This window comes from Salipiger sp. ABN3_019, from assembly GCF_056158605.1.
Window position 1 is genome coordinate 2,178,122 of the sequence record NZ_JBSWTP010000009.1, and the last position, 26,422, is coordinate 2,204,543.

The 26,422-nt window shown below is 66.0% G+C and carries 28 protein-coding genes and 1 tRNA gene; 18 read left to right on the top strand and 11 right to left on the bottom strand.

Translation table 11 applies throughout. From position 1 onward, the window contains the following. Positions 1-62: 62 nt before the first annotated feature. The 7 genes from ACXAD2_RS18700 (at position 63) to lexA (ending at position 5,662) form a co-directional block, all read left to right on the top strand. Entirely contained in the window at positions 63-644 is a 582-nt protein-coding gene (locus ACXAD2_RS18700; protein WP_475172863.1) for an anthranilate synthase component II, read from the top strand. Beyond that, the gene (gene trpD, locus ACXAD2_RS18705; RefSeq protein ID WP_475172866.1) at positions 641-1,663 is read left to right on the top strand and encodes an anthranilate phosphoribosyltransferase; all 1,023 of its coding nucleotides are present in this window, start codon (positions 641-643) and stop codon (positions 1,661-1,663) included. The genes ACXAD2_RS18700 and trpD overlap by 4 nt, the downstream gene beginning before the upstream one ends. Further along, positions 1,660-2,304 (top strand): uracil-DNA glycosylase, encoded by a 645-nt coding sequence (locus ACXAD2_RS18710; protein WP_475172869.1) that lies wholly within the window; start codon positions 1,660-1,662, stop codon positions 2,302-2,304. The genes trpD and ACXAD2_RS18710 overlap by 4 nt, the downstream gene beginning before the upstream one ends. 44 nt (positions 2,305-2,348) lie before the next feature. Next, the gene (gene trpC, locus ACXAD2_RS18715) at positions 2,349-3,152 is read left to right on the top strand and encodes an indole-3-glycerol phosphate synthase TrpC (RefSeq protein ID WP_475172871.1); all 804 of its coding nucleotides are present in this window, start codon (positions 2,349-2,351) and stop codon (positions 3,150-3,152) included. Then, complete coding sequence (gene moaC, locus ACXAD2_RS18720; protein WP_475172874.1) at positions 3,149-3,625, top strand: cyclic pyranopterin monophosphate synthase MoaC; 477 nt, start codon at positions 3,149-3,151, stop codon at positions 3,623-3,625. Before trpC ends, moaC begins: the two co-directional genes overlap by 4 nt. After that, the gene (locus ACXAD2_RS18725) at positions 3,622-4,788 is read left to right on the top strand and encodes a molybdopterin molybdotransferase MoeA (RefSeq protein WP_475172877.1); all 1,167 of its coding nucleotides are present in this window, start codon (positions 3,622-3,624) and stop codon (positions 4,786-4,788) included. Before moaC ends, ACXAD2_RS18725 begins: the two co-directional genes overlap by 4 nt. Before the next feature lie 172 nt (positions 4,789-4,960). After that, positions 4,961-5,662, top strand: a complete 702-nt coding sequence (gene lexA, locus ACXAD2_RS18730) for a transcriptional repressor LexA (RefSeq protein WP_475172883.1) — start codon at positions 4,961-4,963, stop codon at positions 5,660-5,662. On the opposite strand, the gene ACXAD2_RS18735 is transcribed toward lexA, so the two are convergent. Continuing rightward, positions 5,656-7,737, bottom strand: a complete 2,082-nt coding sequence (locus tag ACXAD2_RS18735; protein WP_475172886.1) for a ComEC/Rec2 family competence protein — start codon at positions 7,735-7,737, stop codon at positions 5,656-5,658. The two genes, lexA and ACXAD2_RS18735, sit on opposite strands and share 7 nt — an antisense overlap. A gap of 77 nt (positions 7,738-7,814) precedes the next feature. Between ACXAD2_RS18735 and gltX the strand changes: the two genes are divergently transcribed. After that, the gene (gene gltX / locus ACXAD2_RS18740) at positions 7,815-9,233 is read left to right on the top strand and encodes a glutamate--tRNA ligase (protein WP_475172891.1); all 1,419 of its coding nucleotides are present in this window, start codon (positions 7,815-7,817) and stop codon (positions 9,231-9,233) included. A gap of 94 nt (positions 9,234-9,327) precedes the next feature. Beyond that, positions 9,328-10,623, top strand: coding sequence for a citrate synthase (gltA, locus tag ACXAD2_RS18745; protein ID WP_066100124.1), 1,296 nt, complete (start codon positions 9,328-9,330; stop codon positions 10,621-10,623). Positions 10,624-10,767: 144 nt separating this feature from the next. Here gltA and ACXAD2_RS18750 read toward each other — a convergent pair whose 3' ends face one another. From ACXAD2_RS18750 to ACXAD2_RS18785, 8 genes are all read right to left on the bottom strand, one after another. Further along, positions 10,768-11,544 (bottom strand): enoyl-CoA hydratase-related protein, encoded by a 777-nt coding sequence (locus ACXAD2_RS18750; protein ID WP_164181748.1) that lies wholly within the window; start codon positions 11,542-11,544, stop codon positions 10,768-10,770. 82 nt (positions 11,545-11,626) lie between these two features. Continuing rightward, positions 11,627-12,136: a DUF2087 domain-containing protein gene (locus ACXAD2_RS18755; protein ID WP_475172894.1), complete on the bottom strand. Its 510-nt coding sequence runs from the start codon at positions 12,134-12,136 to the stop codon at positions 11,627-11,629. A 181-nt stretch (positions 12,137-12,317) separates the two neighbouring features. Next, the gene (locus ACXAD2_RS18760; RefSeq protein ID WP_475172897.1) at positions 12,318-12,815 is read right to left on the bottom strand and encodes a cytochrome c-type biogenesis protein; all 498 of its coding nucleotides are present in this window, start codon (positions 12,813-12,815) and stop codon (positions 12,318-12,320) included. Continuing rightward, on the bottom strand, positions 12,812-14,779 hold the full coding sequence (locus ACXAD2_RS18765) for a heme lyase CcmF/NrfE family subunit (RefSeq protein WP_475172899.1): 1,968 nt from the start codon (positions 14,777-14,779) through the stop codon (positions 12,812-12,814). Before ACXAD2_RS18765 ends, ACXAD2_RS18760 begins: the two co-directional genes overlap by 4 nt. 105 nt (positions 14,780-14,884) lie before the next feature. Continuing rightward, positions 14,885-15,433 (bottom strand): GNAT family N-acetyltransferase, encoded by a 549-nt coding sequence (locus ACXAD2_RS18770; RefSeq protein WP_164181744.1) that lies wholly within the window; start codon positions 15,431-15,433, stop codon positions 14,885-14,887. Positions 15,434-15,551: 118 nt separating this feature from the next. Then, positions 15,552-15,821 (bottom strand): 50S ribosomal protein L27, encoded by a 270-nt coding sequence (gene rpmA, locus ACXAD2_RS18775; protein ID WP_066100140.1) that lies wholly within the window; start codon positions 15,819-15,821, stop codon positions 15,552-15,554. Positions 15,822-15,844: 23 nt separating this feature from the next. Continuing rightward, positions 15,845-16,417: a 50S ribosomal protein L21 gene (locus ACXAD2_RS18780; protein ID WP_066100143.1), complete on the bottom strand. Its 573-nt coding sequence runs from the start codon at positions 16,415-16,417 to the stop codon at positions 15,845-15,847. A gap of 311 nt (positions 16,418-16,728) precedes the next feature. Then, positions 16,729-17,553 carry a DUF2059 domain-containing protein gene (locus ACXAD2_RS18785; RefSeq protein ID WP_475172903.1) on the bottom strand — a complete coding sequence of 275 codons (825 nt, stop codon included), beginning with the start codon at positions 17,551-17,553 and terminating at the stop codon, positions 16,729-16,731. A gap of 189 nt (positions 17,554-17,742) precedes the next feature. Here ACXAD2_RS18785 and ACXAD2_RS18790 point away from each other — a divergent pair. Then, positions 17,743-17,832: transfer RNA gene (locus tag ACXAD2_RS18790), tRNA-Ser, on the top strand. Between the two features lie 292 nt (positions 17,833-18,124). Here the strand turns inward: ACXAD2_RS18790 and ACXAD2_RS18795 are convergent. Together ACXAD2_RS18795 and ACXAD2_RS18800 are read right to left on the bottom strand one after the other, a co-directional pair. Next, positions 18,125-18,658, bottom strand: coding sequence for a hypothetical protein (locus ACXAD2_RS18795; RefSeq protein ID WP_475172905.1), 534 nt, complete (start codon positions 18,656-18,658; stop codon positions 18,125-18,127). Positions 18,659-18,770: 112 nt separating this feature from the next. Continuing rightward, complete coding sequence (locus ACXAD2_RS18800) at positions 18,771-19,310, bottom strand: hypothetical protein (protein WP_475172907.1); 540 nt, start codon at positions 19,308-19,310, stop codon at positions 18,771-18,773. Between the two features lie 296 nt (positions 19,311-19,606). Here ACXAD2_RS18800 and napF point away from each other — a divergent pair, with 296 nt between their 5' ends. From napF to ACXAD2_RS18840, 8 genes are read left to right on the top strand one after another with little or no spacing between them, the layout of a single operon-like run. Continuing rightward, complete coding sequence (napF, locus tag ACXAD2_RS18805; RefSeq protein ID WP_475172910.1) at positions 19,607-20,125, top strand: ferredoxin-type protein NapF; 519 nt, start codon at positions 19,607-19,609, stop codon at positions 20,123-20,125. Next, positions 20,122-20,394, top strand: a complete 273-nt coding sequence (locus tag ACXAD2_RS18810) for a chaperone NapD (RefSeq protein WP_475172912.1) — start codon at positions 20,122-20,124, stop codon at positions 20,392-20,394. The genes napF and ACXAD2_RS18810 overlap by 4 nt, the downstream gene beginning before the upstream one ends. A gap of 3 nt (positions 20,395-20,397) precedes the next feature. Beyond that, a complete protein-coding gene (napA, locus tag ACXAD2_RS18815) occupies positions 20,398-22,890 on the top strand; it encodes a nitrate reductase catalytic subunit NapA (RefSeq protein WP_475172915.1) in 2,493 nt (830 codons plus the stop codon). Positions 22,891-22,945: 55 nt separating this feature from the next. Then, on the top strand, positions 22,946-23,788 hold the full coding sequence (napG, locus tag ACXAD2_RS18820) for a ferredoxin-type protein NapG (RefSeq protein WP_475172917.1): 843 nt from the start codon (positions 22,946-22,948) through the stop codon (positions 23,786-23,788). After that, on the top strand, positions 23,785-24,705 hold the full coding sequence (napH, locus tag ACXAD2_RS18825) for a quinol dehydrogenase ferredoxin subunit NapH (protein ID WP_475172919.1): 921 nt from the start codon (positions 23,785-23,787) through the stop codon (positions 24,703-24,705). Before napG ends, napH begins: the two co-directional genes overlap by 4 nt. Before the next feature lie 43 nt (positions 24,706-24,748). Then, complete coding sequence (locus tag ACXAD2_RS18830) at positions 24,749-25,192, top strand: nitrate reductase cytochrome c-type subunit (protein ID WP_164181230.1); 444 nt, start codon at positions 24,749-24,751, stop codon at positions 25,190-25,192. 26 nt (positions 25,193-25,218) lie between these two features. Next, on the top strand, positions 25,219-25,920 hold the full coding sequence (locus ACXAD2_RS18835) for a NapC/NirT family cytochrome c (RefSeq protein ID WP_475172922.1): 702 nt from the start codon (positions 25,219-25,221) through the stop codon (positions 25,918-25,920). 36 nt (positions 25,921-25,956) lie between these two features. After that, complete coding sequence (locus tag ACXAD2_RS18840) at positions 25,957-26,229, top strand: hypothetical protein (protein ID WP_475172925.1); 273 nt, start codon at positions 25,957-25,959, stop codon at positions 26,227-26,229. Positions 26,230-26,422: the final 193 nt, after the last annotated feature.

A 26,422-nucleotide genomic window follows, 5' to 3' on the forward strand; every position in this document is an offset into this window, starting at 1 on the left:
ACCACCTGCGGGCGCATGTATACCCCCACCGCGGGTTCGCCCGCCAGCCTGAAGAGTCTACCATGCTGCTTCTCATCGACAATTACGACAGTTTCACCTGGAACCTCGTGCATTACGTGGGCGAGCTGGGCGTGGAGGCCAAGGTCATCCGCAACGACCAGATCGACGTGCAGGAGGCGATGGCGCTGAAACCCGAGGGCATCCTGCTCTCGCCCGGCCCCTGCACCCCCACCGAGGCTGGCATCTGCCTGTCGCTCACCCATGCCGCCGCCGAGACCGGCACGCCGCTCTTTGGGGTGTGCCTTGGCCATCAGACCATCGGTCAGGCATTCGGCGGCACGGTCAAGCGCCACGACGAGATCGTCCACGGCAAGATCGCGCAGATGCACCATGATGACACCGGCGTGTTTGCCGGGCTGCCCTCGCCGTTCGAGGCGACGCGCTATCACAGCCTCGTCGTCGCGCGCGACGATCTGCCCGAGGATCTGGTGGTCAACGCTTGGCTCGAGGATGGCACGATCATGGGGCTGCGCCATCGCGAACTGCCGATCCACGGCGTGCAGTTCCACCCCGAGAGCATCGCCTCGCAGCACGGCCATGCCCTCATCGAGAATTTCCTGAAGACCATGAAAGTCCCTGCATGAGCGATCGACTAAAGCCGCTGATCGGCGCCGCCTGTACCCGCCCGCTGAGCCGGGAGGAGGCCGAGGCGGCCTTCGAGATCCTCTTCGAGGGCGAGGCCACTCCGGCCCAGATCGGCGGCCTGCTGATGAGCCTGCGCACCCGTGGCGAGACGGTGGAGGAATTTGCCGCCGCCGCCGCCGTGATGCGCGCCAAATGCAACAAGGTGGTCGCCCCAGAAGGCGCGATCGACATCGTCGGCACCGGCGGCGACGGCAAGGGCACGCTGAACATCTCGACCGCCACCGCCTTTGTGGTCGCGGGCGCGGGCGTCACCGTGGCCAAGCACGGCAACCGCAACCTCTCGTCGAAGTCGGGCTCGGCGGACGCGCTGGGGCAGATGGGCATCAACGTGATGCTGCCCGCCTCGGCCATCGCGCCCATCCTGAACGACGTCGGCATCTGCTTCATGATGGCGACCATGCACCACCCGGCGATGAAGCACGTGGGCCCGCCCCGCATGGAACTGGGCACGCGCACGATCTTCAACATCCTCGGGCCGATGACCAATCCGGCGGGCGTGAAGCGCCAGCTGACCGGGGCGTTCTCGCGCGATCTCATCCGCCCGATGGCCGAGACGCTGGGCCAGCTCGGCTCGGAGCGCGCATGGCTGGTGCACGGCTCGGATGGCACTGATGAGCTGGCGATCTCGGGCGTGAGCTGGATCGCTGCGCTGGAAGAAGACGGGCAAATCCGCGAGGCGGAAATTCACCCCGAGGACGCCGGCCTGCCGGTGCATCCCTTCGAAGACATCGTCGGCGGCGAACCTGCGGAAAACGCCAAGGCGCTGCACGCGCTGCTGGATGGCGCGCAGACCGCCTATCGCGACGCGGTGCTGCTGAACTCGGCTGCCGCGCTGGTGGTTGCGGGCAAGGCGAGCGATCTCAAGGATGGCGCCGCCATGGCCCGTCAGAGCATCGACAGCGGCGCGGCCAAGGCCAAGGTCCAGGCGCTCGCCGAGGCGACGCAAGCCGCCGCATGAGCCTGCCTGCCGCCTGGGCGCATCTGCCCTTCTTCACCGAGGAGTTTCCCCGCATCGCCGAGGCGCTTGCGGCGGAATCCCGGCAGGTGCTGCCCCCCGAGGCGCAGCGCTTCGCCGCGCTCGAGGCCTGCGCGCCCGATGATGTGCGGGTGGTGATCCTTGGGCAGGATCCCTACCCCACGCCCGGTCACGCCCATGGACTGTCTTTTTCGGTTGAACCCGAAATACGGCCCCTGCCACGCTCGCTGACCAATATCTACAAGGAACTGCAGGAAGAATTCGGCGCCGTGCCGCCCAATGGCGATCTGCGGTTCTGGGCCCGGCAAGGCGTGCTGCTGCTCAACACCGCGCTCTCGGTCCCCGCGGGCAATGCTGGCGCCCATGCCAAGCTTGGCTGGTCCAGGCTGACCGCGCAGGTGCTGGACACGCTGTCGGACAAGCCGCGGGCTTTCATCCTCTGGGGCGGTCACGCGCAGAAGTTCGCCAAGCACATCCATGGCGACGATCATCTCATCCTCGCCTCGGCCCATCCCTCGCCGCTCTCGGCGCGGCGCGGCTTTTTCGGCTCGCGCCCCTTTTCCCGCGTCAACGACTGGCTTAAAGCCAGAGGGGACACGCCGATCAACTGGACAACGCCCTGAGCGGCAGCCTGACCGGCCCAGACAGACGATTACCGGAGCCCGCCATGACCCAGACGATCCTCGACAAGATCAAGGCCTATAAGCTCGAAGAGGTCGCCGCCGACAAGGCCGCGAAATCCATGGCAGAGGTCGAGGCCGAGGCCCGCGCCGCAGGCCCGGTCCGCCCTTTCGCGCAGGCGCTGTTCGACGCCGCCAAAACCGGCTACGGGCTGATCTCTGAGGTCAAGAAAGCGTCTCCCTCCAAGGGCTTGATCCGCGAAGACTTCCACCCCGCGACGCTGGCGCAAGCCTATGAGCGCGGCGGCGCGACCTGCCTATCGGTGCTGACCGACACGCCCTCCTTCCAAGGTGCCAAATCCTTCCTGACCGAGGCGCGTTCGGCCACCAACATGCCCGCGCTGCGCAAGGATTTCATGTATGACCCCTATCAGATCGCCGAGGCCCGCGCGCTTGGCGCCGATTGCATCCTGATCATCATGGCCTCGGTCTCGGACGCGCTGGCCGCCGAGCTTGAAGACGCCGCCTTCCACTGGGGCATGGACGCGCTGATCGAAGTGCATGACGCCGAGGAACTGGACCGCGCGCTCAAGCTGAAATCGCCGCTGATCGGGGTCAACAACCGCAACCTCAAGACGTTCGAAACCTCCTTGGACACCACCCGCGAGTTGTCGAAGAACGTGCCCGAGGGGCGCTTCCTGATCTCGGAATCCGGCCTCAACACCTCCGCCGATCTGGCGGACATGGCGCAATATGGCGCGCGCGCCTTCCTCATCGGCGAGAGCCTGATGCGGCAAGAGAACGTCGAGCAGGCGACCCGCACGCTGCTCGCCGATCCGGTGCCCGCATGAGCGGCCTCACCCATTTCGACGCCAAGGGCGATGCCCATATGGTCGATGTTTCGGATAAACCCGTAACGTCTCGCATCGCCACCGCCGCCGCGTGGATCCGCATGGAGCGCGCCACTTTTGACCTGATCGCCGAGGGTCAGGCCAAGAAAGGCGACGTCATCGGCGTGGCCCGTCTGGCGGGCATCATGGGTGCCAAGAAGACCCCCGAGCTGATCCCGCTGTGCCATCCGCTGCCGGTGACCAAAGTGACCGTCGAAATCACCCAAGACCCGGATCTTCCGGGCCTGCAGATCGAGGCCACGGTGAAGACCACAGGCCAGACCGGCGTCGAGATGGAGGCGCTCACCGCTGCCTCCACCGCCGCGCTCACCGTCTATGATATGGTCAAGGCCGTGGATCGCGGCATGGAGATCGGCGGCCTGCGCGTCCTTCTCAAAGATGGCGGAAAATCCGGACGTTACGAGGCGAAATGATCTCCGTCGCCGAAGCTCTCGACCGCCTGTTTTCGCTCGCCAGCCCTCTGGATGTCGAGGAGGTGCCGCTGCGGAGCGCCGGTGGCCGCGTGCTCGCCCGCCCGGTCGAGGCGCAGCGTGACCAGCCGCCTTTCGCGGCCTCGGCCATGGATGGTTATGGCGTCGCCGAGGCCGCGCCCGGACTGAGCTTTTCGGTGATCGGCGAGGCCGCCGCGGGCCGCGCCTTCACCGGCAGCGTCGGCAGCGGCGAAGCGGTGCGCATCTTCACCGGCGCCCCCATCCCAGACGGCGTGAAAACCGTTGTGATCCAAGAGGATGTGGATCGCATTGGCGATGTGATCACGATCACCGACCGACTTGGCCCCGGCGATAATATCCGCCCCTATGGCAATGATTTCCGCAAAGGGCTGCGCATTGAGGCGCCGCGCGTTCTGGGCCCGCAGGATATCGCGCTGCTCGCCGCGATGAACATCGCCAATGTGCCGGTCACCCGCCGCCCGAAAGTTGCGATCATCTCGACCGGCGACGAATTGGTGATGCCCGGCGAAGACCCCGGCCCCGATCAGATCATCGCCTCCAACACCTTTGGTCTTTATGTGCTGATGCAACAGCTTGGCGCGAATCCACGCCTGCTGCCGATCGCGCGCGACACCGAAGCCTCGCTGCGCACCATCTTTGGCATGGTCGATGACGCCGATCTGGTGATCACCATCGGCGGCGCGTCGGTCGGCGACCATGATCTGGTGGCCCATGTCGCCGCAGACATGGGTCTGCAGAGCGCCTTTCATAAGGTCGCGATGCGGCCCGGCAAGCCCTTGATGTCGGGGCGTTTTGGCAAGGCAATGATGGTTGGCCTGCCGGGCAATCCGGTCTCGGCGATGGTCTGCGGGCACGTCTTTCTCGCGCCGGTGATCCGGGCGATGCTCGGCCTCGGTGCCGCAGCCGCCCCGCGCGAAACGCTGCGCCTGACCGCACCGATTGGCGAGAACGGCCCGCGCGAGCACTACATGCGCGCGCGCCTCGCCCCCGAAGGCGTGACGGTGTTCGACCGGCAAGACAGCGCCCTGCTGAGCGTGCTGGGAAGTGCCGACGCTCTGGCGGTCCGTCCGCCGCATGACCCCGCGCGCGCCGCTGGAGATGAGATCGAGGTGATCCGTCTCTGACCGATCGCGGACGCTGTTTCAGGGTTTCCCCAAATGCCAATTCTTGGCCCGCCAGCGCGGCTTGCGCGGTGCTATTAACTTTCGTTTAACGAAAGCGGGGATTGACACAAAACGGGAACATGCCTAGAACAAAGTCGAACATCTTCACTGGGCAACCCACGGGGCACGGCGCATGCTGACCAAGAAACAGCTCGATCTGCTGGATTTCATCAACACGCGCGTCGCCCGCGACGGCGTCCCCCCAAGTTTCGACGAAATGAAAGAGGCGCTCGATCTGCGGTCGAAGTCCGGTATCCACCGGCTGATCACCGCATTGGAAGAGCGCGGCTTCATTCGCCGCCTTGCTCACCGGGCCCGCGCGATCGAGATCGTCAAACTGCCCGACAGCCTCGCCGGGCGGCCCAGCGGCTTTGTCCCCCATGTGATCGAAGGCGATCGTGGCGCGCCCGCGGCGAATAACGCGGTGGCCGAGGCGCTGGAAAACGTCGGTGCCATGGAACTGCCCCTGATGGGCCGGATCGCCGCTGGTGTTCCCATCGAATTGATCTCGGATGTGCCGCCGAATGTGGCCGTGCCCAGTGCCATGCTCGCCAGCAGCGGCCGCCACTACGCGCTGGAAGTCAAAGGCGACTCGATGATCGAAGCCGGGATCAACGATGGCGACGTGGTGATCATCCGCGAAACCTCTTCCGCCGAAAACGGCCAGATCGTCGTGGCGCAGGTCGAAGGTTATAAATCCACGCTCAAGCGGTTCCGCCGCAAGGGCAGCAGCATCGTCCTCGAAGCCGCCAACCCGGCGTTCGAGCCGCGCGTTCTGCCCGCGGGATCGGTCTCCGTGCAGGGGCGTCTTGTCGGGCTCATCCGCTCCTATTGATCGCGGCGCACCGTTGGGATCTGCCACAGGCGGGCATTAGGGCCTTTCGCCGCCTCAATCCTGATGCCGTCCGGAGCCTCGTATAGCGCCACCGCGCCCGTCACTTGCAGGCCCAGCGGATCGAAGACCATGCACCCCTCTCGGCGCGGCATGGGCGCGCTCGAGACGAGGATCGTTGCGCCGGCGCAGCCCCTCACCTTCTGCGCTTCGCGCGCGCCGATCACATGCACGATCTGCTGATCCGCCATTGCGGCGCGGCGCAGTTTGCTCTCGCTGACCGGCCAGAGCGCCGCAGCGGCGGGCTGCCCTCCAGCCTGTCCGTCGTTCTCGAGCCAGCTTTCGGCCACAAAGCCGCTGCCGACACTGCGCGACAGCGCGCGCCCACCCTCGGTCATCAGGCCAACGAGGCGGCCCGTCTCGGAGATCAGCAGCAAGGGCCGCACGGTTTCCATCCACAGGAAGGCCCCCGCAAGCAGCGGCACCGCGCCCATCCAGCGGCCGCGTCCCTGCCAGAGCAAGACCAGCAGCCCGCCGCCAACCAACAGCGGAAGCACCGCCGGCGCCGGTGCCACCACCGGGACCACGGCCCCTTGCAGCGCGGAGACGCGCTCGGCGACGGTTAGGATCCAGCGTAGTGCAAGCGCCATGCCCTGCAGCGCCAGCGCATCGAGCCCAAACGGCAGGAGCAGCGCAGACAGCACCGCCATGGGCACCGCCACCAGCCCCATCGCCGGGACGGCGAGCAGGTTCGCCAGCAGACCGTAGCGCGAGAGGATGTTGAAATGCGCCATGGAAAAGGGCGCCGTCGCCAGCGAGGCGGTCGCCGAGGAAAGCAGCAGCGTGACGAGCGGGCGGGCGACGGGCGAGATGCCCATCAACCGCCCCGAGCCCGCGCTTTCGAACACCCGGACGAGGGCGGTGGTGGCGGCAAAGGACATCTGAAAGCCCGGGCCAAGCAGCGCTTCGGGCCGCAAGGCCAGCACGATCAGCGCCGCGAGGGCCACGGCGCGCAGCGACAGCGCCCGCAAGTCCGCCAGCACCGCGCCGAGCATGACCGCCACCATGATGAAGGCGCGTTGCGTGGCGACATTGCCGCCCGAGAGCGCCAGATAGGCGGCGGCGGCCAACAATGCGCCCACCGCCGCGATCTTTTTGCCCGGCCAATGGTGACGCGAGCGCCGCGGCAGCAGCAGCGCGACCCGCAGCGCCGCAAAGACGAAGCCCGCGAGAAGGCCCATGTGCAGGCCGGAGATCGCCAGAAGATGCGCGAGATTGCTGTGCCGTAGCGCCTCCAGCGTATCCTGCCCCATCGCGCTGCGGTCACCGGTCATCAGCGCCGCCGCGAAAGCGCCGATCTCGCCGGGCAATTGCGCCTGCACATGGCGCGACAAAGCCATGCGGGTGCGAAACAGATATTGCCCGCCCTCCGGCGGCGCGAGCAAAAGCACCGGCGTGCGCGTGTAACCGACGCCGCCGAGTTGCTGAAACCAAGCGTGGCGCCGAAAGTCGAAACCGCCCGGCTCCACCGGGCCACCGGGTGGCAGCAGATGGCCAGTCAGCATGACCCGTTGCCCCGGCGCGGGCTGCAGCACACGCGCCTGAACATCGGGATCGCCATGCAGCGCGATGCGCACCCGGTGCGGCTGGTCCCCTGCGGACAGACCCTGCAGTCGCAAATCATCGAGCGTCAGCCGCAGCGCATCCGATCGTGCGCGGTCGATCTGCACCACGCGCCCTTCGATTGGCCCGTAGTAGCGCCCCGCAAGTTGCGGCGCGGCGACCAGATGCGCCCGCCCCCCGGCGACTGCCAACCCAAGCAGCACGAGCCCGCACACAAGCGGCAGCACCGATAGATCAGAGGCCATACGCAGGCAAAAGAGGAGCAACGCACCGCCCATGAGGGCACTGACAAGAAGCGCCCCCGGCACCGGCTCGAACGGCAGCGCGAAATAGAGCGCGATGCCGAGGCCAAAGCAGACCGGCGCCCAAGGGAAGAGATGACCGCGTTGCCGGCGCAGCGCGCTGACGCCCCAGCCTGCGGGCACGCCAAGCAGACGGCTGATCCGCGCCCCCATGCTTGCCCCCGCCCCCTGTGCTGTTTAAGGAACCTGCAAATCCTAGGCTCACCACGATTACCGCGAGGTTAATGACCATGACGAACACCCAGGCGGTCGTCACCCGTTTCGCCCCTTCCCCCACCGGCTTTCTGCACATCGGCGGCGCGCGCACCGCGCTGTTCAACTGGCTCTATGCCCGTGGCCGTGGCGGCAAATTCCTGCTGCGCATCGAAGACACCGACCGCGCCCGCTCGACCCCCGAGGCGACGGCGGCGATCCTCAAAGGGCTCGACTGGCTCGGCCTCGACCATGACGGCGAGGTGATCAGCCAATTCGAGCGCGCCGAGCGCCACGCCGAGGTCGCCCGCGAGCTTCTTGCCAAGGGCGCGGCGTATAAATGCTTCTCTTCTCAGGAAGAAATCACCGCATTTCGGGAAAAGGCGAAAGAGGAAGGCCGCTCCACGCTGTTCCGCTCGCCCTGGCGCGACGCCGATCCGGCAACCCACCCCGACGCCCCTTATGTGATCCGCCTGCGCACCCCCGAAGAGGGCGAGACGGTGATCAAGGACGAGGTGCAGGGCGAGGTGCGCATCGGCAACGCCCAGCTTGACGACATGATCCTACTGCGCTCCGACGGCACGCCGGTTTACATGCTGGCGGTGGTGGTCGATGATTTCGACATGGGCGTGACCCATGTGGTCCGCGGCGACGATCACCTCAACAATGCGGCGCGCCAAATGGGCATCTACACCGCCATGGGCTGGCCGGTGCCGGTCTATGCGCATATCCCGCTGATCCACGGGCCGGACGGCAAAAAGCTGTCGAAGCGTCACGGCGCGCTTGGCGTCGATGAGTACCAGAAGATGGGCTACCCCTCGGCGGGCATGCGCAACTATCTCGCGCGCCTCGGCTGGAGCCACGGCGATGACGAGTTCTTTACCGATGCGCAGGCAAAAGAGTGGTTCGACCTGTCTGGAATCGGCAAATCGCCGGCCCGTCTGGACTTCAAGAAACTCGAGAACATCTGCGGCCAGCACATCGCGGCCGGGGACGATGCCGCACTGCTGCAAGAAATCGAGGCGTATCTTGCCGCAGCTGAGCTTCCGGCGCTGACAGCGGCGCAAAAGGACGGGATGACGCGGGGTATGTATTGCCTGAAGGACCGGGCCAAAACCTTCCCGGAACTCCTTGAAAAGGCTCAGTTCATACTGACCGAGACGCCGATTGTCCCGGATGAGAAGGCACAGAAAAACCTCGATCCTGTATCCCGTGGTATACTGGCTGCGTTGACGCCGCACCTGCAAAGTGCTAGCTGGTCGCGAGAAGAGCTCGAGGGGGTAACGGCGCGTTTCGCCGAAGAACATGACACCAAGTTCGGCAAGCTTGCGGGCCCGCTGCGTGCGGCCCTTGCTGGCCGGGCCGTCACCCCTAGCGTGTTCGATATGATGCTGGTGCTCGGCCGCGAGGAGTCGCTCCTCCGGCTCGAACAGGCAGCGGCCTCCGAGGTGGCGTAACGGCAAGTACCGACCCACTCCGGGCCATGTGACAGATACCGACCGGGCGCGCCCGCCGCGCCTGGCCTTTTCCAGATGAAGGGATAAAGCAAGCATGGCTGACACAGCGAAAAGCGCGAAACTGACCATTGGCGAGCAGAGCTACGATCTTCCGATCTACTCCCCGACCGCCGGCCCCGATGTGGTCGACATCCGCAAGCTCTACGCGCAGGCCGGGGTGTTCACTTACGACCCGGGCTTCACCTCCACCGCGAGCTGCGACAGCACCATCACCTTCATCGACGGCGACGAAGGCGTTCTGCTGCACCGTGGCTATCCGATCGACCAACTGGCCGGTAAGTCGCATTACCTCGAAGTGTGCTACCTGCTTCTCTACGGCGAGCTGCCGACCGCGGCAGAGCTCGAGCTGTTCGAGAACACGATCACCCGTCACACGATGATCCATGAGCAGATGCACAACTTCTTCCGCGGCTTCCGCCGCGACGCGCATCCCATGGCAACCATGGTGGGTGTGGTCGGCGCCATGTCGGCCTTCTACCACGACTCGACGGATATCTCGGACCCGCGTCAGCGCGAGATCGCCTCGCACCGCCTGATCGCCAAGATGCCGACCATCGCCGCGATGGCCTATAAGTACTCGATCGGCCAGCCCTTCGTGTACCCGCGCAACGATCTGACCTACGCAGAGAACTTCCTGCACATGTGCTTCTCGGTGCCCGCCGAGAAATACGAGGTCGACCCGATCCTCGCGCGCGCCATGGACCGCATCTTCACGCTGCACGCCGATCACGAGCAGAACGCCTCGACCTCGACCGTGCGTCTGGCCTCCTCTTCGGGCGCCAACCCCTTCGCCTGTATCGCGGCTGGCATCGCCTGCCTCTGGGGCCCGGCCCACGGCGGCGCCAACCAGGCCTGCCTCGAGATGCTCAAAGAGATCGGCTCGGTCGACAAGATCCCCGAGTTCATCGCCCGCGCCAAGGACAAGAACGATCCGTTCCGCCTGATGGGCTTCGGTCACCGCGTCTACAAGAACCGCGACCCGCGCGCGACGGTGATGAAGCAGTCCGCCGACGAGGTGCTGGATCTCATGGGTGTCGAGAACAACCCGATCCTGCAGGTCGCCAAGGAACTGGAAAAGCAGGCGCTCGAGGATGATTACTTCATCGAGAAGAAGCTGTTCCCGAACGTCGACTTCTACTCGGGCATCATTCTCGAGGCGATGGGCTTCCCGACCTCCATGTTCACCCCGATCTTCGCGCTGTCGCGCACCGTCGGCTGGGTGTCGCAGTGGAAAGAACAGCTCGCCGATCCGCAGCACAAGATCGGCCGCCCGCGCCAGCTCTACCGTGGCTCGGTGACGCGCGACTACACCGACATCGAAAGCCGCTGAACGCAGCTTTTGTGACAGGAAAGGCCCCGCAGATGCGGGGCCTTTTGCTTTCTGGGCCAAGACTTTAAGCGCCAAAGCGCGCCCTCAGCGCCGCGCCCCTGCTTCTTCTCTTTAAAAATACGCAAATCCGGCGCCTACCACGCCTCACCGCCCCTCGAATTTCGCCGCGCGCTTCTCGTGGAACGCCACCACGCCCTCCTTGAAGTCCCGCGTCATGCCGCATTCGCCCTGCAATTGCGCCTCGAGCACCAATTGGCTGCCGAGGTCCTGCTCGAAGGCCCCCCGAATGGCGCGTTTGATGCGCGCATAGGCCTCGGACGGGCCCTGCGCCAGATGCGCCGCGCGGGCCTTCCAGATCGCCTCGAACTCTGCGTCCGGCACCGCCTCCCAGATCATCCCCCAGCGCTCGGCCTGCGCCGCGCTGATGCGGTCGGCAAAGAGCGCGGCCCCCATGGCTTTGGCCAGCCCCATCTGCCGCGGCAGCAGCCATGTGCCGCCCGCGTCGGGCATCAGGCCGATGCGGGTGAAGGCCTGCATGAAAAAGGCGCTCTCAGCGGCGATCACCACATCGGCGGCCAGCGCGAGATTCGCCCCGGCCCCCGCGGCAGCACCGTTCACCGCTGCGATGGTCGGGCGCGGGCATTCGGTGATGGCGGTCAGCATCGGCATATATTCGTCGCGCAGCACGCGCTCGAGGTCGATATTGGCCGCGGTCTCGCGGTCGCCCAGATCCTGACCCGAGCAGAACGCCCGCCCCTCGCCGGTCAGCACCACCACACGCGCCTCTTTGCCGCCCGCTTGGATGGCATGGGTCAGCTCGGCCCGCATCGGCGCCGAAAGCGCGTTCATCACCTCGGGCCGCGCAAGGGTGATCTGCGCCACGTCGTCAATGACCTCATAGCGGATGGTGTCGTAATTCATGCTGCTCCTCCAGACATCGGCCCGCGTTCGGGGCCTGCGCGCGCGAAGAGTGCCCGCGCGCGCCGCCGATGCCAAGCCCGGCTCAGAGCTTTTGCAGCGCCGCGATCAGCGCCAGCGCTTCGGGGCTGGGGCGCTGCTCGATGCGGCTGTAGCGCGCGCCATCGCGGGTGCGTGTCAGCATGCGGTTCTCCACCATGCTGCGCCTGATCTGCGCGGCATCGCGAAAGCCGCAGTGTAGGTCAATGCGGGCGCTGATCTCGCGTTCGTTGAATACCTGCCGGGGCGGGATCCGGGCCCAAATCGGCGCAAGGCACAGCGCCTGCATCGCCGTCCGCCCGGGAAAGCGCAGCAGACGCGCGTGCTCGTCGAAATGGCGCAGGGCGCGCGCCACCTGCTTGGGGTCGGCCTGCGGCTTCGGCTCAGCCTGCGCGCGCAGATGCTGGTAATTGCGATAGCCCGCGGCCCTAGCGATCAGCCCCAGCATCTGCTGATGCGAGGGCGGCGCGTCGAGGCTCGAGCGCAGCGCGCGGGCAAAGCCCGACAGATCGTCAATGGCAAGCGGGATGGTCTCACGGCGCGAGGACGTGCTCATCAGATCCTCCAGTTCCTCCGGCGCTGCTGCCCGACCCCTTGCGGGGCTGGAGTTCCGCCCTTGTCCGTCAGGCATCGCCGGGATGTCCGAAGATCACTGAAAGCGAATAAGCAGGTTCAGCGTACCTGCGTGCTGCAGGCGGCGGAGACTGGGTGAACTGCCAACCCTGCCCGCGACGCTATCAGGAGGACCCGCCCTCGTCCAGAATCCGCTTCAGCCGCGCCTCTTCCTCGGGGCTGAGCCCCGCTTCGGTGCTGGCCTCGGCCCGAGAGCGACCGCGCAGGTAGACCGCCGCGAGCAGCAGCGCCAGCACGAAAAGGATCGGCCCGGCGGCCCAGAGCAGCCAGTTCCAGCCGCGCGTGGTGGGCTGCAGCAACACGAACTCGCCGTAGCGGTCGACGAGATAGGCCACGGCCTCTTCGTCGCTGTCGCCTGCCACCAGCCGCTCGCGCACCAGAAGCCGCAGATCGCGGGCAAGCGCGGCGTTGGAATCGTCGATGTTCTCGTTCTGGCAGACGAGGCAGCGCAGGTGCTTGGAAAGCTCGCGCGCCCGCGCCTCCAGCGCCGGATCGTCGAGCATCTCATCGGGCTGCACCGCCAGCGCCGGGGCGGCAGGCACCAGCGGCAGCGCCAGAAGCAGCAGCATCAGGGCCGTGCGAAGCAGGTGAAGCGGCTTCATTCTGCGGGCACTCCCTGCGCCGGGCGGCTCTTGCGCGCGCCTGCGGCGACGCGGAAACGCCGGTCCGACAGGCTCAGCGCGCCGCCAAGCGCCATAAGGATGGCGCCGCCCCAGATCCAGTTGGCCAGCGGCTTGATATAGACCCGCATGGTCCAGCCGCCGCCCGCCTGCGCATCGCCCAGCACGACATAGACATCGCGCAGGACACCGCCGTCGATCGCCGCCTCGGTGGTGGGCATCTTGGCGACCGGATAGTTGCGCTTTTCCGGATAGAGATGGGCAATCTCTTCGCCGTTCTTGCGCAGCGAGACCTCTCCCATATCCGAGAAATAATTCGGCCCCTGCACCCGCTGCACGTCGAGCAGTTCAAGCTCATAGGCGCCAACGGTGAACGGCTGGTTCACCTGCGCGACGCGGATGTCTTCCTGCTGCCACGCCATCAGACCCGCGATGCCGAGCATGGTGATGCCAAGCCCGCCATGTGCCACCGCCTTGCCCCAGTCGGCCCGCGGCAGACGCATCAGACGGCTCCAGTCCCGGCTGCGACCGATGCGCGAGATCAGATCGGTGATCGCCCCCGCCACCAGCCATGTGCCAAGGAAGACGCCGATCGGCCCCATCAGGCTGCGCCCGGTCTGCATCGCCCAGGCAAGCCCTGCCAGCGCGACAGCGAGGATCAGCGCGGGCACCAGTTGGCGCAGCGCGCGGCCGATCTTGCCGCGTTTCCAGCTCAGCAGACCACCAATCGGCAGCACGAGGCCGAGCAGGATCATGAAGGGCGTGAAGGCCATGTTGAAGAAGGGTGCCCCGACCGACAGCTTGCGCCCGAACAGCATCTCGGCGACTAGCGGCCAGAGCGTGCCGGTGAAGACCACAAAGCAGGCGACGGCCAGCAGGATGTTGTTGACCACCAGCGCCGACTCGCGGCTGACGATGCCGAAAACCCCCTTGGCCTGCATGATGCCCGCCCGCGCCGCGTAGAGCGTCAGCGCGCCGCCGGTGAAGAACACCAGAATGGCAAGAATGAAGACGCCGCGCTGCGGGTCGGTCGCGAAGGCGTGGACCGAGGTCAGCACGCCCGAGCGCACGATGAAGGTGCCGATCAGCGAGAAGCCGAAGGCGAGGATGGCCAAAAGGATGGTCCAGCTCTTCAGCGCCTCGCGCTTCTCGACCACGATGGCCGAGTGCAGCAGCGCTGCGGCCAGCAGCCACGGCATGAAAGAGGCGTTCTCGACCGGGTCCCAGAACCAGAAGCCGCCCCAGCCCAGCTCGTAATAGGCCCACCAGGAGCCGAGCGCGATGCCGATGGTCAGGAAAAGCCAGCTCAGCAGCGTCCAGGGGCGCACCCAGCGGCCCCAAGCGGCGTCAACCCTGCCCTCGATCAGCGCGGCGACCGCGAAGCTGAAGCAGATCGAAAGGCCCACGTAGCCCAGATAGAGGAACGGCGGATGGAAGGCGAGCCCCGGATCCTGCAGCAGCGGGTTCAGGTCCTGCCCATCAAAGGGCGGCACCGCGAGGCGCAGGAACGGATTCGAGGTGAAGAGGATGAAGGCGAAAAAGGCCACGCCCACAGCGGCTTGCACCGACAGCACCCGCGCGCGCAGCGTCGGCGGCAGATTGCCCCCGAACCATGCGGCCATCGCGCCAAACAGCGACAGGATCAGCACCCACAGGAGCATCGAGCCCTCATGGTTCCCCCAGACGCCGGAGATTTTATAGATCAGCGGCTTGGCGGAATGCGAGTTCAGCACCACCAGCCGAAGCGAGAAGTCGGAGGTGATGAAGGCATGCATGAGGGCACCGAAGGACAGTGCCACCAGCAGGAATTGCGCCGTGGCGGCGGGCTCGGCGACGGCCATCCAGCCGGGCCATCGCTTGTGCGCTCCGATCATCGGGACCACCGCCTGCACGCAGGCGACGAAAAAAGCGAGGATGAGCGCGAAATGTCCGAATTCGGTGATCATGATCCCGCTTATAGGGCGCAAGACAACGCCCGGCCAACGGAAATCGCGGGCCGGGCGGGATCACATTGTCGCAATTGACGCGGCGGGATGGGCGCGGCGCGCGCCTCAGTCCATGCGGCGCAGGTAGGTCCAGGTCGGCACCGCGGAATTGCGGGCCACCGAGAAAGCCTCTGCGTCGCCAATATATTCGAAGCCGCAGTTCACCAGCACGCGCGCCGAGGCGGCGTTGTCCTGAAACACCGAGGCGAACATCGTGGCGCTGCCAAACGGGTTGGCCTGCACCAGCGCGCGCACCGCTTCCGAGGCGTGGCCGGTGTTCCAGAACGGCGGCGCGACCCAATAGCCGATCTCGGCCTGATTGCCGTCGAGACGTTCAAGCGAGATGAGCCCCATGACCTCGGCACCGCCATGCGCTTCGCCGTCCATCGCCCAGACATCCTCTTCGCGCTTGGGATCGGTCGCACGCGCGATGAAGGCCTCGGTCGCGCCCGGCGGCAGCGGGTGCGGAATCGAGGTGGTCATACGCGCGAGGCGCAGATCGCCGGTGTAATGCGCAATCATCCCGGCGTCCGACTTTCGCAGCGGCCGCAGCAGGAAACGGGGTGTCTCGATGACCGGCTGTGCGGTCAGCTGGTCCTCTTGGGCCAGGCTCATCGTCTTTCTCCTCTTGTGCGCGAGGGATCGCCTCACGGGCCGTTTCGTCTCCCCCCGAAACGGAAGAGGGGGACCGGCCCGTGCCGATCCCCCTGCAAGATGTCGATCTTGGATCGGCTTATTCGGCAGCCTCCGCCACGGGCAGGACGGAAACGAAGGTGCGGCCCTTGAGGCCTTTGTGGAAGGTGACCGAGCCTTCGGTCACAGCAAAGATGGTGTGGTCTTTGCCCATATCCACGCCCTCGCCCGGCCAAAACTTGGTGCCGCGCTGACGGATGATGATGTTGCCGGGGTTGGCGGCTTGGCCACCGTAGAGTTTCACGCCGAGACGGCGGCCAGCGGAGTCGCGGCCGTTACGGGAGCTACCGCCTGCTTTTTTATGTGCCATGGGTTGGTCTCCTTAAATCTCTATCAGGCCAGGGTCTTGGCCTGTTCAACCCACTCGGGCTTCACCTTCACGGCTTCGAAGCTCTCGGGGTCAACGGCGGCGAGCTGTGCGAAGGTGGCGATGCCGGCTTCGTTCAGCTTCTTGGCGGCGGCGGGGCCGACACCGGTGATCTGGGTCAGGTCGTCACCCTCTGCTGCGGCGGCCTTGGGGGCTGCTGCGGCGGGCGCGGCTTTCGGAGCGGAGGCAGCGCCAGCGGCGGCCTTCACGCCGGTGCCTTCGGCGCCGGATGCGAGGATCTCGGTCACGCGCAGCAGGGTCAGCTGCTGACGGTGGCCGCGGGTCCGCTGCGAGCTGTGCTTGCGGCGGCGCTTGACGAACTTGATGACTTTCTCGCCCTTGATCTGGTCGATCACGGTTGCCTGAACGGCCGCACCGGACACCAGCGGAGCACCAACGGTGACATTGTCGCCGCCGAGCATAAGGACTTCGTTGAACTGAACGGTTTCACCCGCATCAGCAGCCAGCTTTTCCACGCGGAGCACGTCGCCCGCCTGGACTTTATATTGCTTGCCGCCGGTTTTCATCACCGCGAACATCTGCGTCTTCCTTTGTCTACCGCGTTCTGTGGCGTCCCGGCCCGTGCGGACCTTTTTGGGATCTTCGTGGTGCGGAAAGCCCGCTCCGCCGTCGAACAGCGCGCCCTTTCGGGCTGTCATGATGTAAGAATCGAAAGCGGGGCGCGCAATGGCCCCGTCTTCGAAGCCCGGCTTATCGGGGCAAAACCTTATGCTGTCAACCCATCAGGGCGGCAAAGCCCCGGATTTGCGCTTAGCGCAGGGATGACCGCGCGGATTGCCTGCGCGAGACCATCAAAGCCGCCTCGCCCCAGCCGAGCCCCAAAATCATCTCAGAGCTCTTCGCTGCGCATCTCGCGCGCGGCTGCCAGCCCCAGCCCGTAAGAGATCTCTTCATACATGTGATTGAACCCGTCGAACAGCGCGCGGTTCATCGCTTTGCCCTCGGGCGTTGCCGAGACATCTATATAGGCGTCGAGTTCTTCGTCAGGTAGCGGACCATAGGCGGTGAGCATATAGGCATAGAGCCACTCTTCGGTGTCGTAGCGCGTGGTCTCTTCCTGCATCCAGACCTCTTCGACGATCTCCGGCTCGGTCATCTCCATGCCGCCGCCATCCACAAGGCCAAGGTAGAACTGGAAGCTGGCGTTGAGCGCGCCGACCACATTTGTTTCGAGCAGATCATTGGCCGCCACGAAACGGTCAAGCTGCGCCGCGCGCGGATCACCGGTGCCGGCGATGGCGTTCCACGCCTTGCGCGCGGCAACCTCGACATCATTGTCGATCAGCTCGCGCCGGGCGGTGAGTTCAAGCTCCACCACGCGCTGCCCGGCCTCAGAGGTGAAAAACTCCAGCAAGGGCCCCGCGTCGGTGTCGCCGAAGCTTTCGAGAAAGCCCGCGCGCACCACCTCTTCCATAGCGTCCGCATCATAGAGCCTGTCCACCGCCTCTTCCCAGCCTGCGGTCGCCCCCGCCGGAAGAAGGTCCTGCGCCATGTCCGATCCATAGTCCCGGCCCTCGGCGCGCATGATCTCGACAATCTCATCCACCTTCAGAGCGTCGAGCAACTCCTCGGCGCCGCCGGCCCACCCCGGCAGGCTAAGCGTGGGCAGGATCAGCGAGGCGGTAAACGTACAGGCGGCAAGACGCGACAACATGGCAGAGCTACTCCGGCTACTTTCGGCCTGACCCTAGGGCGCGCCCGCGGCATTTCCAAGGTGACGCAAGGTGCCCGCGCACTGGCTGGCGAAGCTTTGCCAAGGAAAAATTCCTCCGAATGAAAAAACTTCAAAATTCCCTGTTGCACCCCCCTGAGCATATCGTTAAACGCCCCCCACGACCCCCGCGGAGAGGTGCCGGAGTGGTCGAACGGGGCGGTCTCGAAAACCGTTGACCCTTCACGGGGTCCCAGGGTTCGAATCCCTGTCTCTCCGCCACTTTCCTTCGGGAAAGTAGCCAGTTACGCCGACAGCCTTCAGAAATACCTGAGCTGTCGGCATCACTGACCCAGCTATCCAAAATTGATCCACGCCCGGTGTCAGCGCCCGATCAATCGCGCGTTTTACCTGCCGTTCGCGCGTTCTGCTGCGGCCCTGTTTGGCTTGTGCCGCGGGTGGGTTTCAGGACCCTAGGGATCCTCAACCACCCTGCCCCGTACAAAAAACGCGGCGTGCAGGGATCGTCCTGCACACCGCGTCATTGTAATGGGCCGCTTTTGCGCCGCGGCGCTCAGGCCTCGATGCTGCCGCGTGCCGGTGCATCCGCCTGCTGCGCCTCGGCGCGCGCTGCGGCATAGCTCTCGGCCCCTTGGCGCATCCGGGTGGCAAGACCGTCCTCATCGGCACCGCTGCCGATCTGGGCAAGCACCAAGGATTTCATGAAGCTTTCCTGCGTGGAGATCGCCTTGGCGCGCGCCTGCGCGAGAGCGTCAGCCTCTTCCGGAGTTTCGCTCGCCTCGACCTGCGCGCCGCTCGACTGCGCGGCATTGGCGGCCACGTCATCGGTCTCGCTCGACGCATTGGCATTCGCGGCATTGGCGGCACTTGCGGCGCTGGACGAAGAGCTCTCGCTCGCCGCCTCTTGGGTGGGCGCCTCCGCCACTGCGTCAACGCTGGCCGAGATCTCTTGGATCTGATCTTCGTCTTCTTCCGTGACGTCCGGTTCAACTGCAATCTGGTTCTGGGAGGAGGTTTGCGCTGCGGCAAAGGCCGAGGCGATCGCCCCGAAGAGGCTCGAGTTCGAGCCGGAAATGGAACCTAACATTTACATACACCTTCTGATGGTACACGCGCCTTTTGATTAAGGATTGAGGAGGAATTACGACCTCAGCGCGACCACTTGGCGGCAAGGCGCCACTCCGGCGCCCGTCAGGGTCTCACCATTCGGCAGAGAAATCGCCCGGCAGATAGGCCCGAATGCTGTGGAAAAAGATGTCGATCTCCAGCGCCAGTCCAACCTCGAAGTCATTGAGTTCCGCCCCGCTCCAACGGTGCTGCTCAAGGCGTGCAAGGAAATCCCGGCGGGTCTGCTCGTCGCGCGCCTCCAGCGGCAAGGTGCCGGCGGCCCGCAGCAGGTCGATGCGCTTGTGCACCTCGCGCATGCCCGAAAAGGCCTCCATCATCGGGCGCGTCAGGCGAGGGTCTTTCTGCCATGACGCCCCGCCAAAGACCTCCTGCACCACCCGATTGCCCGCCCCAAGGCAATCATAGGCGACGCAGCCCGGAAATCCCTCCTCCGTCAGCCTGTCGTGGATCGTGCAGCTGTGCCCCGAAAGATTCCGGCACGGCTCGCCGGGGTTTTTGTCGAAGGCGAAGTCCTTGCCCTTGTCGAAGGCCAGCGCGAGGCAGCAGAGCGCCGCGCATTTCGAGCAATCGGTCTTGAGGTGATCGGTGTTCTGGCGATCGGTTTGGGGCATCGCGGCTGTCACTTTCAAAGATGGCTGATGGGGCCGTATCCTGCGCGGATCGGGCAATCAACCCGCAGCGCCGCAGCGGACCCACGCGCGCCGCACCGACACGGACCGCCGGGCGCATGGGGCTCAAACTTCGGCACAACCGCGTGCCCTCGCTGGATTCGCAGGCTCCCGGATTTTTGCCGATCGCCGACATCTGCTGAGCCAACGCTTTCTCGGCCAAACAACTTATGGCAGACTTCGCCCATACTTCTTGTCCGCAGGATTGTTCGCGGGCACAGCGGAAGGCCAGGACGTCGATGACGACCCAGCACAGCAGACGCAACTTCCTTCGCGGGCAATTGTCACGCCCCGAGGCACCTCTGATGAGGCCCCCGGGGGCGCAGGCCCGCTTCTCGCAGCTCTGTAGCGGCTGCGGCGACTGCCTGCGCGCCTGCCCCGAGGCGATCCTCATCCGGCAGCCCGACGCGCCAGACCCCGCCCCGCCACTGGTCGACTTCTCGCAAGGCGCCTGCACGTTCTGCGGCGCCTGCGCCGAGGCCTGCGAAACCGGCGCCCTGCGTGCCGACGCCGTGCCCGACTGGCCGTGGACCGCCACCATCACCGACGCCTGCCTGTCCCTCAGTGGCATCGCCTGCCGGGCCTGCGAAGATGCCTGCGAGCCCCGCGCCATCCGCTTTCGCCTGATGACCGGCGGCCGCGCCGCCCCCACGCTCGACCCGGCGCAATGCACCGGCTGCGGCGAATGCGCCTTCACCTGCCCGGCCGGCGCGGTGTCCTTCGCGCAGCGCGCACCGGCATCGGAGGTCGTGCGATGAACATCTGCGGCTGCCTCGTCCATGTCGCGCAGGATGCGCTGTCTGACGCCCGCGCGCAGATGGAGGCGCTCGACGGCGTCGAGGTCCATGCCCAGAGCGACGACGGGCGGCTGGTTGTGGTGGTCGAGGACACCGACACCGCCTTCGCCTCGGACATCATCATGTCGCTGCACCAGATCCGCGGCGTGATCTCGCTGACGATCAACTACCACCATTTCGAAGACCTCCCGCAGCGCCCATCCCCCGCCGCACCCCATCCGGAGACCTGACCCATGACCATCTCGGACTCGCGCAGGACGTTCCTCAAGGCCACCGCCGCCGCCAGCACCGCCGCCGCCGCGGGCATCTCGCTCGCCCCCGGCGCGCTGGCGCAGACCCCGGGCAATTCCGACATCCGCTGGGACAAGGCCCCCTGCCGCTTCTGCGGCACCGGCTGCTCGGTGCTGGTGGGCACCAAGGCGGGCCGTGTGGTCGCCACGCAGGGAGACCCCGAGGCGCCGGTGAACCGCGGGCTGAACTGCATCAAGGGCTATTTCCTGTCGAAGATCATGTATGGCGCCGACCGGCTCACCACGCCGATGCTGCGCAAGTCGGGCGGCGTCTACGACAAGAATGGCGAATTCGAGCCGGTGAGCTGGGACGAGGCCTTCGACGTCATGGCCGAGAAGTGGAAGACGGCGCTGGCCACCAAGGGCCCAACCTCGGTGGGCATGTTCGGCTCGGGGCAATGGACGGTCTGGGAGGGCTACGCCGCCTCCAAACTGATGAAGGCGGGCTTTCGGTCGAACAACATCGACCCCAACGCCCGGCACTGCATGGCCTCGGCGGTGGTCGGCTTCATGCGCGCCTTCGGCATCGACGAGCCGATGGGCTGCTACGACGACTTCGAGCACGCCGACACCTTCGTGCTCTGGGGCTCGAACATGGCCGAGATGCACCCGATCCTGTGGTCGCGGCTGACCGACACCCGGCTGACCAAGGAAGGCGCGCAGGTGCATGTGCTGTCGACCTTCGAGCACCGCAGCTTCGAGCTGGCCGACAACGGCATGGTGTTCACGCCGCAGACCGATCTGGCGATCCTCAACTACATCGCCAATCACATCATCCAAAACGACGCGGTGAATTGGGACTTTCTGGAAAAGCACGTCAACATCACCCGCACGGCCACCGACATCGGCTACGGCCTGCGCGACGACAACCCGCTGCAGGAGGCCGCGGCCAACCCCAATTCGGGCGAGCTCACCCCGATCGATTTCGACGAATATGCCGCCGCCGTTTCGGAATACACGCTCGAGCGCGTCTCCGAGATGTCCGGCGTACCGCCCCACCAGCTCGAGCAACTGGCCGAGCAATACGCCGATCCCAGCCGCAAGGTCATGTCGCTCTGGACCATGGGCTTTAACCAGCACACCCGCGGCGGATGGGTGAATGGGCTTGTCTATAACGTCCACCTGTTGACCGGGAAAATCTCCGAGCCGGGCAACTCGCCCTTCTCGCTCACCGGCCAGCCCTCGGCCTGCGGCACCGCGCGTGAGGTCGGCACCTTCTCGCACCGGTTGCCCGCCGATATGGTGGTGACCAATCCAGAGCACCGCGCCCATGCCGAGGAGATCTGGAAGCTGCCCGAGGGCACCATCCCCGACAAGCCCGGCCTGCACGCCGTGGCGCAGAACCGCGCGCTGAAGGATGGCACGCTCAACGCCTACTGGGTGCAGTGCAACAACAACATGCAGGCCGCCGCCAACATCAATGAGGAAGGCTGGCCCGGCTACCGCAACTCCGAGAACTTCGTGACCGTGTCGGACGCCTATCCGACCGTCACCGCCATGTCGGCCGACCTCATTCTCCCGGCCGCGATGTGGGTCGAGAAGGAAGGCGCCTATGGCAACGCCGAGCGCCGCACGCAGTTCTGGCACCAACAGGTGATGGCACCGGGCGAAGCCCGGTCCGACCTCTGGCAGCTGATGGAATTCGCCAAGCGCTTCACCGTCGAGGAGGCCTGGGGCGACGGGCTGGTCGCGAAAATGCCCGAGCTGGCGGGCAAGACGCTCTACGAGGCGCTCTACGAGAACGGCCAGGTGAACCAATACCCGCTGGAAGAGACCGCCGAGGGGTTCGACAATGTCGAGGCACAGCATTTTGGCTTCTACGTCCAGAAGGGGCTGTTCGAGGAATACGCCATGTTCGGGCGCGGCCACGGCCACGATCTGGCGCCGTTCGAACAATACCATCAGGCGCGCGGCCTGCGCTGGCCGGTGGTGGACGGGCAAGAGACGCTCTACCGCTTTCGCGAGGGCTATGACCCCTATGTGCCCGAAGGCAGCGAGGTCACCTTCTACGGCAACCCCGACGGCAAGGCGAAGATCATCTTTGCGCCATACGAGGCCCCGCCAGAGGTGCCCGACGATGAGTTCGATCTTTGGCTCTCGACCGGGCGGGTTCTTGAGCATTGGCACTCCGGTTCGATGACCCGCCGGGTACCCGAGCTTCACCGGGCCTTTCCCGCCGCGGTGGTGTTCATGCACCCCGAGGACGCCGAGGCGCGCGGCCTGCGCCGCGGACAAGAGATCAATATTTCGACCCGCCGCGGCGAAATGCTCAGCCGGCTCGAGACCCGGGGCCGCAACAAGCCGCCGAAGGGCGTGGTCTTCGTGCCGTGGTTCGATGAGGGCCAGCTGATCAACAAGCTGACGCTCGATGCCACCTGTCCGCTGTCGAAGCAGACGGATTTCAAGAAATGCGCCTGCAAGGTCGCGCGCGTGTGAGCCACTACGCTCGGCCCTGAGGGAGATATGAGGGAGATACCAGAGGAGGCCCGTCATGCCCGCCGCCATGCCCCCCGCCATGCCGCTGTCGCCGCAACGCCGCAGGTTCCTGATGGACACCGCGCGGATGGCCGGTGGCTGCGCGCTTGCGGGCGGTGCGCTGGCATGGCTGGCGCGGGATGCGCGGGCGCTTCCGGCAGAGGCACTGCGCCCTCCCGGCGCGCTGCCCGAGGCCGAGTTTCTCGGCGCCTGCATCCGCTGCGGGCTCTGCGTGCGCGACTGCCCCTATGACACGCTGACATTGGCCGAGCTGGGGGCCGCCGGGCCGGCCACCGGCACGCCCTTCTTCACCGCCCGCGACGTGCCCTGCGAGATGTGCGACGACATCCCCTGCGTCGTGGCCTGCCCGACCGGGGCGCTGGATCCGGGCCTGAGCGACATTGACGAGGCGCGGATGGGCACCGCGGTGCTGGTGGATCAGGAGAACTGCCTCAACTTCCTCGGGCTGCGCTGCGACGTGTGCTACCGGGTCTGCCCGGTGATCGACGCGGCGATCACCCTCGAGCCGTCGCACAATACCCGCTCTGGCCATCACGCGATCTTTGCCCCGACCGTCCACGCCGAGCACTGCACCGGCTGCGGCAAATGCGAGAAGAGCTGCGTACTGCCCGAAGCCGCAATCAAGGTGCTGCCGCTGCGCCTCGCGCGGGGCGCACCTGCCGAGCATTACCGCAAGGGCTGGGAGGAGATGGAGCACCACGGCGGCCCGCTGGTCGAGGGGGTGATCGACCTGCCCGACCGCCTGCCCGGCCCCGGCACCGACAACCTTGCCGCGCCCGGCGGGTTCGAGCCCAGCTTCACCCTTCCGGCCTCCCCGGTACCAGGAGCAGGCGAATGAAGGAGAAGACCAAACTCCCCGTCGGCGCCGAGGCGATCCATCTCAAGGGCTGGTGGCGGGCGCACCGTTTCCTGCTGCTGCGGCGGCTGTCACAGGCGTTCTTTCTGCTGCTCTTCCTGCTCGGCCCTTGGTTCGGCCTCTGGTGGGTGACCGGCACGCTGGCCGGTTCGCGCAGTTTTGGCATCCTGCCGCTGACCGATCCGCTGGTGCTGGCGCAGAGCCTCGCCGCCGGGCACTGGCCCGAGCTGACCGCGCTGATCGGCGCGCTGATCGTGCTCGTCGCCTACCTGCTGATCGGCGGGCGGGTCTATTGCTCTTGGGTCTGCCCGATCAACCCGGTGACCGATGCCGCGCATTGGCTGCACGTAAGACTTGGCCTGCCGAAGGGCTGGCAGCCCAAGCGCCACACGCGGCGCTGGCTGCTCGGCACGGTGCTGGTCGCCTCGGCGCTGACCGGCACCATCGCCTGGGAGGCGATCAACCCGATCACCATGCTGCACCGCGGGCTGGTCTTCGGCACGGCCTTCGGCATGGGCTTTGTCTGGGCTCTGGTGGCGCTGGTCTTCCTCTTCGACCTGCTGGTCGCGCGCCGCGGCTGGTGCGGGCACCTCTGCCCGGTCGGCGCCTTCTACGGGCTCCTGGGCACGCACAGCCTGCTGCGGGTCAGCGCCACGGGTCGCGCCGCCTGCGACGACTGCATGGATTGCTTTGCCGTCTGCCCCGAGAACCACGTCATCGCCCCGGCCCTGCGCGGCAAGGACGGCGAGACGCCGCTGATCCTCTCACCCGACTGCACCAACTGCGGACGCTGCGTCGACGTCTGCTCGGTCGACGTTTTCGCCTTCACCCATCGCTTCGACACCCATGTCGAGACTTCCTCCTCCCCGCCCGAACGATCCCGACACTCCGCCGCCTGAGGGACCCACCCTGCGTCACAGCAATCAACTACGGAGAGCGCCCATGAAACTGCCGGTCATCGCCAAGATCGCCGCCTTTGCCTCGCCCCTGCTCATCGCGGGGCTGGTCGTGGCGCAGACAACCGGAGGCCTCCAGTCGCTGCGCGGCGCGGCGGTGGATCAGGAGATCCAGCCGCCCGAGGTCTACCAGCAGCAGGAGGGCCGCGAGGTGCGCAACTACCGCCAGCAGCCGCCGACCATTCCGCACTCCATGACCCAGTACCAGATCGACCTGCGCACCAACCAGTGCCTGAGCTGCCACGACTGGACCAACGCTGGCGACCGCGGCGCGCCGACGCTGTCGATGACCCACTACCTCGACCGCAGCGGCAACCAGCTCGACACCGTCGCCGGCACCCGCTGGTTCTGCAATCAGTGCCACGTCCCGCAGGCGGATGCGCCGGCGCTGGTCGGCAACGACTTCGAAGCCTCCAGCGTCTCGCGCTGACGCAGGACCGAACGGGGAGAGACGACATGCCGGACAATCACGGGCACCGCCGCCGCAACATCCTGCTCCGTATATGGGACAAATTCTGGAGCCCCACCGGTCTGTTCAGCACCGGCTTCCTGCTGATCGCGGGGTTTCTGGGCGGCATCCTCTTCTGGGGCGGCTTTCACTGGTCGCTGGAACTGACAAACACCGAAGAGTTCTGCACCTCCTGCCACTCGATGGAGACAAACCTCGGCGAGTACCGCCAGACCATCCACTACAACAACCACTCCGGCGTGCGGGCGATTTGCTCGGATTGCCACGTGCCGCACGAGTGGCAGTACAAGATGAAAGCCAAGGTGATGGCGGTGAAGGACGTCTACCACGAGTTGAGGGGCACCATAAACACCGCAGAGAAATACGAGGACCGACGGCTCGAGATGGCCGCGGCGGTGTGGAAGAAGATGAAGGCGACGGACAGCCGCGAGTGCCGCAACTGCCACGCCTTCGAGTATATGGATTTCACCATCCAGGAGACGCGGGCGGCGCAGAACCATCAGCGCGCGGTCGATGAGAACATGACCTGCATCGACTGCCATCAGGGCATCGCGCATGATCTCGCGCCGGGGTATCTCGAAGAATACCAGCACGTTGTCGAGACCCTGGCGCAAAGCCGGATGCCCGAGGCACCGGGGCGCGTCGATCTCGCCTCGATCCGCACCCTCCTCGGACTCTCGGCGGACTGACCGCCTGCCGCACCAGCAACTCACGGAGACCAGACCATGCTGAGCCTGCTTGATCTACTCGGCACCATCGGAGGCAGCATCCTCGGCCTGCCGGGCATCCTCGGCGTCGCGCTCGGCATGACGACCCGCAACTGGATCGTCGCGCCGATCCTTGGCGGTGCCATTGGGGTGCTCTCACCACTGATCCTCGGCGGCCACCATTCCGCCGAGGTGCCGATCACGGCGCTGGAATACAGCGTCTCGACCATCGTCGGCATCCTCGCCGGACTGCTGGGCTGCGCGATCCGCCATAAGGGCGCGAGAGTGTAGCGGCTTTCGATGCGCCGCGGCGCTGCCGCAAGCCTTCCCCGGCACAAAGCGGCTCCTCGACGCTTACGCTTGGGTTCTCGGAGGTCGCAAAAGAACCACCCACCAAAAAGTGCATCAAAACTGATGCCAACTTGGAATTTAACTTGACGCAACAGCTCCGGTATCGCTCCGGCATCCCGCTTGCCCTCCCGGC

Excerpts from the sequence above, each read along its gene's own strand:
- trpC (WP_475172871.1), top strand. The coding sequence starts at position 2,349 with ATGACCCAGACGATCCTCGACAAGATCAAGGCCTATAAGCTCGAAGAG.
- napH (WP_475172919.1), top strand. The coding sequence starts at position 23,785 with ATGAAGGAGAAGACCAAACTCCCCGTCGGCGCCGAGGCGATCCATCTC.
- ACXAD2_RS18750 (WP_164181748.1), bottom strand. The coding sequence starts at position 11,544 with ATGAATTACGACACCATCCGCTATGAGGTCATTGACGACGTGGCGCAG.
- ACXAD2_RS18770 (WP_164181744.1), bottom strand. The coding sequence starts at position 15,433 with ATGAGCCTGGCCCAAGAGGACCAGCTGACCGCACAGCCGGTCATCGAG.
- gltA (WP_066100124.1), top strand. The coding sequence starts at position 9,328 with ATGGCTGACACAGCGAAAAGCGCGAAACTGACCATTGGCGAGCAGAGC.
- lexA (WP_475172883.1), top strand. The coding sequence starts at position 4,961 with ATGCTGACCAAGAAACAGCTCGATCTGCTGGATTTCATCAACACGCGC.
- rpmA (WP_066100140.1), bottom strand. The coding sequence starts at position 15,821 with ATGGCACATAAAAAAGCAGGCGGTAGCTCCCGTAACGGCCGCGACTCC.
- ACXAD2_RS18780 (WP_066100143.1), bottom strand. The coding sequence starts at position 16,417 with ATGTTCGCGGTGATGAAAACCGGCGGCAAGCAATATAAAGTCCAGGCG.
- ACXAD2_RS18700 (WP_475172863.1), top strand. The coding sequence starts at position 63 with ATGCTGCTTCTCATCGACAATTACGACAGTTTCACCTGGAACCTCGTG.
- ACXAD2_RS18785 (WP_475172903.1), bottom strand. The coding sequence starts at position 17,553 with ATGTTGTCGCGTCTTGCCGCCTGTACGTTTACCGCCTCGCTGATCCTG.
- ACXAD2_RS18765 (WP_475172899.1), bottom strand. The coding sequence starts at position 14,779 with ATGATCACCGAATTCGGACATTTCGCGCTCATCCTCGCTTTTTTCGTC.
- ACXAD2_RS18800 (WP_475172907.1), bottom strand. The coding sequence starts at position 19,310 with ATGCCCCAAACCGATCGCCAGAACACCGATCACCTCAAGACCGATTGC.
- ACXAD2_RS18760 (WP_475172897.1), bottom strand. The coding sequence starts at position 12,815 with ATGAAGCCGCTTCACCTGCTTCGCACGGCCCTGATGCTGCTGCTTCTG.
- napF (WP_475172910.1), top strand. The coding sequence starts at position 19,607 with ATGACGACCCAGCACAGCAGACGCAACTTCCTTCGCGGGCAATTGTCA.
- ACXAD2_RS18835 (WP_475172922.1), top strand. The coding sequence starts at position 25,219 with ATGCCGGACAATCACGGGCACCGCCGCCGCAACATCCTGCTCCGTATA.
- gltX (WP_475172891.1), top strand. The coding sequence starts at position 7,815 with ATGACGAACACCCAGGCGGTCGTCACCCGTTTCGCCCCTTCCCCCACC.
- trpD (WP_475172866.1), top strand. The coding sequence starts at position 641 with ATGAGCGATCGACTAAAGCCGCTGATCGGCGCCGCCTGTACCCGCCCG.
- napG (WP_475172917.1), top strand. The coding sequence starts at position 22,946 with ATGCCCGCCGCCATGCCCCCCGCCATGCCGCTGTCGCCGCAACGCCGC.
- ACXAD2_RS18755 (WP_475172894.1), bottom strand. The coding sequence starts at position 12,136 with ATGAGCACGTCCTCGCGCCGTGAGACCATCCCGCTTGCCATTGACGAT.
- moaC (WP_475172874.1), top strand. The coding sequence starts at position 3,149 with ATGAGCGGCCTCACCCATTTCGACGCCAAGGGCGATGCCCATATGGTC.
- ACXAD2_RS18725 (WP_475172877.1), top strand. The coding sequence starts at position 3,622 with ATGATCTCCGTCGCCGAAGCTCTCGACCGCCTGTTTTCGCTCGCCAGC.
- ACXAD2_RS18710 (WP_475172869.1), top strand. The coding sequence starts at position 1,660 with ATGAGCCTGCCTGCCGCCTGGGCGCATCTGCCCTTCTTCACCGAGGAG.
- ACXAD2_RS18840 (WP_475172925.1), top strand. The coding sequence starts at position 25,957 with ATGCTGAGCCTGCTTGATCTACTCGGCACCATCGGAGGCAGCATCCTC.
- napA (WP_475172915.1), top strand. The coding sequence starts at position 20,398 with ATGACCATCTCGGACTCGCGCAGGACGTTCCTCAAGGCCACCGCCGCC.
- ACXAD2_RS18795 (WP_475172905.1), bottom strand. The coding sequence starts at position 18,658 with ATGTTAGGTTCCATTTCCGGCTCGAACTCGAGCCTCTTCGGGGCGATC.
- ACXAD2_RS18810 (WP_475172912.1), top strand. The coding sequence starts at position 20,122 with ATGAACATCTGCGGCTGCCTCGTCCATGTCGCGCAGGATGCGCTGTCT.
- ACXAD2_RS18735 (WP_475172886.1), bottom strand. The coding sequence starts at position 7,737 with ATGGGGGCGCGGATCAGCCGTCTGCTTGGCGTGCCCGCAGGCTGGGGC.
- ACXAD2_RS18830 (WP_164181230.1), top strand. The coding sequence starts at position 24,749 with ATGAAACTGCCGGTCATCGCCAAGATCGCCGCCTTTGCCTCGCCCCTG.